Annotated in this window: 1 protein-coding gene; it reads left to right on the top strand. The window is 75.7% G+C overall.

Features of this window, described 5'->3' with window-relative positions; translation table 11 throughout:
- Positions 1-153 precede the first annotated feature (153 nt).
- Complete coding sequence (locus ACFW1I_RS13885) at positions 154-4560, top strand: FtsK/SpoIIIE domain-containing protein (protein WP_384669530.1); 4407 nt, start codon at positions 154-156, stop codon at positions 4558-4560.
- Positions 4561-4682 lie beyond the last annotated feature (122 nt).

Below are 4682 nucleotides of genomic sequence, written 5' to 3'. Positions count from 1 at the left end.
CCCCTGTCCCCCCCCCACTGGGGCGCCCGCCGCGGGGGCTCCCCCCGCCCCCCGCGGGCGGGCCCGCCCGCACCCCCCTTCCCGCCCGGCCCCGCACGGCTCCTCCCCCACCCCCGCACCTCTGGTGACCATCGTGCCCAAGGAGCACTGACGATGCGCCTGACCGTCACCGCCGTCGACCCGGAACAGGGCCGGACCGCGGACATCATGATCGAGGCCGATCCCGAGTCCCCCGCGGGCGAACTCGCCGAGCACCTGCACCGGCGACTGCGCGGCGGCGCACCCCAGGAGCGGCCCGTCCTCTATCTCGGGGCCGCTCCGCTCCCCGCCGACCAGCCGGTGGCCTCGGCGGCCCTGCGCCCGGGCAGCCTGCTGTCCCTGGGCGCCCCCGCGCCCGAGGCGGGCCCCGAGCCGGACGGGGTGGTGGAGCTGCGCGGCGTCGGAGGAGCCGACGCCGGAGTGGTGTTCCGGCTCCCGCCCGGCGACTACGAGATCGGTTCCGCCGCGTCCTGCCGGATCCGCCTCGAGGCCGAGGGGCTCGCCGGGACCGCCGCCCGTCTGAAGGTCCTCGCCGACGGCACCGCGACCGTGCGGCCCGCACAGCAGGACGGGATCACGCGGGACGGCACCGACGTGCGGGACTGGACCCCGTGGCCGCTCGGCGGCGTCCTCTCGGCCGGTCCCGTCCTGCTCGAACTCGCCGGACCCTCACGGCCCGACGCCGCGCTCCAGCCCTCGGACGACGGCCTCGGCCTCGACTACAACCGGCCGCCCCGGCTGCTGCCCCCGCCGGTCGCCAACCGCTTCCAGCTCCCCGTCGCGCCCGGCAAGCCCGCCCGCAACAAGCTCCAGCTCGCGCTGGTCTTCACGCCGCTGCTGATGGCCGCCGTCACGTTCGCGATCTTCAACAACCCCCGGTTCCTGATCTTCGGCCTGCTCTCCCCGGTGATCGCCATCGCCTCCCAGCTCTCCAACAAGCGCCGGGGGAAGGAGAGTCACGAGGAGCAGCTCAAGGAGTACGAAGAGCGCAAGGCGGCCCTGGAGGAGGACGTCACGGAGGCGGTCCTCGCCGAGCAGCGGGCCCGCCGGCTCGCCGCCCCCGACCCGGCGTCCGCCCTGCTGATCGCGGCCGGCCCGCGCCAGCGTCTGTGGGAGCGCCGCTGGCGCGACGACGACTTCCTGCTGATGCGGCTCGGCGCCGCGGACCGGCCCGCCCTCGTGGAGCTCCAGGACCCCGCCGAGCCGGAACACCGCCGCAGGATCCACCGCACCACCCACGCCGTGCCCGTCACCGTCCCGCTGCGCGAGTCGGGGGTCATGGGCATCGCCGGAGGCGCCTCCGCCGAGCCGCTCGCGCGCTGGCTGATCGCCCAGGCAGCCGTCCTGCACAGCCCGTCCGACCTGCGGATCTGCGTGCTGTCCGGCTCGTCGGGCGCCGACCGCTGGTCGTGGGTGCACTGGCTGCCGCACTGCGCGCCCCTCGGCGAGGACACCCTCACCCTGGTCGGCGCGAGCGCCGAGTCCGTCGGCCGGCGCGTCGCCGAGCTCACCGCCGTGATCGCGGCCCGGCGGGAGGCCGGGGACCGGGCCCCCCGTGGCGGTGCCGCGGGCGAGCCCGACATCCTCGTGGTCCTCGACGGCGCGCGCCGGCTGCGCTCCCTGCCCGGTGTCGTCCAGATCCTGCGCGAAGGCCCGGCCGTCGGCGTGTACGCGCTCTGCGTGGACGACGAGGCGCGGCTGCTGCCCGAGGAGTGCCGGGCCGTCGCCGTGGCCGGCCCGACCCGGCTGCGCGTCGAGCAGGACAGTGCCGACCCCGTCGACGAGGTCCTCATGGATGCGCCGGGCCGCTCCTGGTGCGTGGGCGTGGCTCGGGCGCTCGCGCCCCTGCGTGACGTGGGCGACGAGACGCAGGAGAACCTGCTGCCCGCCTCCGCCCGCCTCCTCGACGTGCTCGGTCTGGAACCGCCCACCGCCGACGCCGTCGCCGCCCGCTGGGTGATCGCGGGGCGCGGCACCCGTGCCGTCCTCGGCGAGGGCGTGGACGGTCCGTTCGCCGTCGACCTGTCCGCCGACGGCCCGCACGCGCTGATCGCGGGCACCACCGGTTCGGGCAAGTCCGAGCTGCTCCAGTCCCTCGTGGCGAGCCTCGCGGTCGCCAACCGGCCGGACGAACTGAACTTCGTCCTGATCGACTACAAGGGCGGCAGCGCCTTCGCCGAGTGCGAGGACCTGCCGCACACCGTCGGCATGGTCACCGATCTGGACACCCATCTGGTCGAGCGCGCCCTGGTGTCGCTCGGTGCCGAGCTGAAGCGGCGCGAGCACATCCTCGCCGAGGCGGCGGCCAAGGACATCGACGACTACACCGACAAGCGCGCCCGGCAGCCCGGGCTCGCCCCGCTGGCGCGGCTCGTCCTGGTCATCGACGAGTTCGCGTCGATGGTGCGGGAGCTCCCCGACTTCGTGTCCGGCCTCGTCAACATCGCCCAGCGGGGCCGCTCGCTCGGCATCCACCTGGTCCTCGCCACCCAGCGTCCGTCCGGCGCGGTCACCTCCGACATCCGTGCCAACACCAACCTGCGGATCGCGCTGCGCACCACCGACACCAGCGAGAGCCGCGACATCATCGACGCCCCCGACTCCGGGCAGCTCTCGCCCCGCACGCCCGGCCGTGCCCACGCCCGGCTCGGGCACGCGGCGCTGCTGCCGTTCCAGACCGGCCGGATCGGCGGCCGCCGCCCCGACCCGGCGTCGAGGGACGAGAACCGCCCGGCGCCGATCCTCACCGAGCTGCACTGGGAGGACCTGGGCGACCCGGTGCCCCGCCCTCCGGCCCGGGAGGACGCCTTCCAGCCGGTCACCGACCTCTCCGTCCTCGTCGAGGCGGTACGCGGCGCGGCCGCGCGGCTCTCCGTGCCGCCGGCCCGCCGCCCCTGGCTCCCTCCGCTGCCCGCCGCCCTCGCCCTCGCCGACCTCGCCCTCGCCGACCTGGCCGAGCGCCCGGAGGCCGGTCGGCCGCAGGGCGAGCGGGGAGGTCTTGCCCCGGTGGCGTACGGGATCGTGGACGTGCCCACGGAGCAGGCGCGGCGCGAACTCTCGTTCTCCCTGGACGAGATGGGCCATCTGTACGTGATCGGTTCGGCCCGCAGCGGCCGGTCCCAGACCCTGCGCACCTTGGCCGCGGCCCTGGCCGGGGCCCACAGCTGCGCGGACGTGCACCTGTACGGCCTCGACTGCGGCAACGGCGCGCTGCAGGCGCTCACCGCGCTGCCGCACTGCGGTGCGGTGGTGGACCGCGGCCAGGTCGAGCGCGTGGTGCGTCTGCTGAACCGGCTGGGTGCCGAGGTCGGCCGGCGCCGTGAGCTCCTCGGCCGGCAGGGGGTCGCCGATCTCAGCGAGCTGCGCCGCACCCTGCCCGAGGAGGAGCGGCCCGCGCACATCGTTCTGCTCGTCGATCGCTTCGAGGCGTTCGAGCGGGTCTTCTCGGCCTACGACCAGGGCTCGGTGATGGACGCGATGACGCTGCTGCTGCGGGAGGGCGCCGGTGTCGGCGTCCACGTGGTGCCGACCGGGGACCGGATCCTGGGTCAGAACCGTTTCTCCTCGCACACCGAGGACAAGCTCGTCCTGCGTCTGAACGACCGGTCCGACTACTCCATGGTCGGGCTCACCTCCCGGACGGTTCCCGAGGATCTGCCTGCGGGACGCGGCGTGCTCGCCAAGGACGGCAACAGCGTCCAGGTCGCCCTGCTCTCCGACGAGGACGCCGACGGCGCGGGCCAGGCCCGGGCGCTCGGCGCGCTCGCCGAGCGGCTCCGGGCACGGGACAGCGGCGTGGCCGCGCCGCGCAGGCCGTTCCGGGTGGAGGTGCTCCCCGACGAGCTGGACTTCGCGGAGGCGCTCGCGCGCAGGCCGAAGGACGTCTCGCCGCTGTGGGCGATGGTCGGCGTCGGCGGGGACGAACTGGCCGCGCTCGGCACGGACCTGTCACAGGTGCCGTCCTTCGTGATCGCCGGGCCGCCCAGATCGGGGCGGAGCACGGTCCTGCTCACCATGGCGCGGTCGCTGACGGAGCTCGGCACGAAGATCGTGGTGATCGCGCCGCGCACCTCGCCGCTGCGCCGGCTGGCCGGACGGCCGGGCGTCGTCGAGGTCTTCACCGACGTGGACGTCGCGGTCGCCGATTTCCGCAGCGCGCTCGGCCGGGTGGACACCCCGGCGGGGGCCATTCTCGTCGACGACGCCGAGATGATGATCAACTCGGAGCTGGACCACGATTTCGCCGCCCTGGCCCGGGGCAGCGCCGGGGACGGCTGGGGCCTGATCGTGGCCGGCAACAACGAGGCGCTGCTCGGCGGCATCGGCGGCTGGCAGGCGGTCGTGCGCCGCAACCGGTGCGGTGCCCTGCTCGCGCCGCGGGCGACCGGCGACGGCGAGCTGGTGGGCGCCCGCCTCCCGCGCGGCCTCCTCGGCCAGGACAGCGCGCCGGGACGTGCTCACGTCCAGCTCGGCGACGGCCGGTTCACCACGGTCCGGGTCCCCGCGCCGGCGGCCGGCTGACCGCCGTCACCGCACGCCGAAGGGCCCCGGGTTGCGAAAGGGACACCCGGCCCACGCGCGTACGAAGTCGGGTCCCGGCAGGTCCCCCTGCCCACGGCCGTGGGGTCCCCCGCGCCCCAGGC

Origin of the sequence: Streptomyces sp. NPDC058955 (assembly GCF_042741435.1) — a bacterium.
Lineage (GTDB): Bacteria > Actinomycetota > Actinomycetes > Streptomycetales > Streptomycetaceae > Streptomyces.
This window is presented reverse-complemented; position numbering and strand designations above follow the sequence as displayed.

Coding starts and splice junctions, on each gene's coding strand:
- ACFW1I_RS13885 (WP_384669530.1), top strand. CDS start 154: ATGCGCCTGACCGTCACCGCCGTCGACCCGGAACAGGGCCGGACCGCG.